Origin of the sequence: Colwellia sp. MB02u-9, from assembly GCF_014077085.1 — a bacterium.
Lineage (GTDB): Bacteria > Pseudomonadota > Gammaproteobacteria > Enterobacterales > Alteromonadaceae > Cognaticolwellia.
Map to the genome: position 1 here is coordinate 1 of NZ_JACGVF010000084.1, position 315 is coordinate 315.

Genomic DNA, 315 nt, shown 5'->3' on the forward strand with positions numbered 1-315 from the left:
AAATTGGTAGGTCTGGGCAGACTTGAACTGCCGACCTCACCCTTATCAGGGGTGCGCTCTAACCAGCTGAGCTACAGACCTATCTCTCTTTCAAGATTTTACGTCCGAAGCTAGCGTGTTTGGACTTCTTCTAATTTGTTATCATGTAATTTGTGTGAACACTCGCAGAACACTCTCTAAAGAGAATTCTCATTAAGCTGTTTTACTTCAAGATAAGGAGGTGATCCAACCCCAGGTTCCCCTAGGGTTACCTTGTTACGACTTCACCCCAGTCATGAATCACAAAGTGGTGACCGTCCTCCCCGAAGGGTTAAA

1 tRNA gene and 1 rRNA gene are annotated in these 315 nt (G+C 45.7%); both read right to left on the bottom strand.

Annotated features, from left to right (window positions below):
* Window positions 1–4: 4 nt before the first annotated feature.
* Window positions 5–81 (bottom strand) — tRNA-Ile (locus H4J65_RS05910).
* A gap of 132 nt (window positions 82–213) precedes the next feature.
* Window positions 214–315: ribosomal RNA gene (locus H4J65_RS05915) — 16S ribosomal RNA — on the bottom strand; the annotation flags it as partial.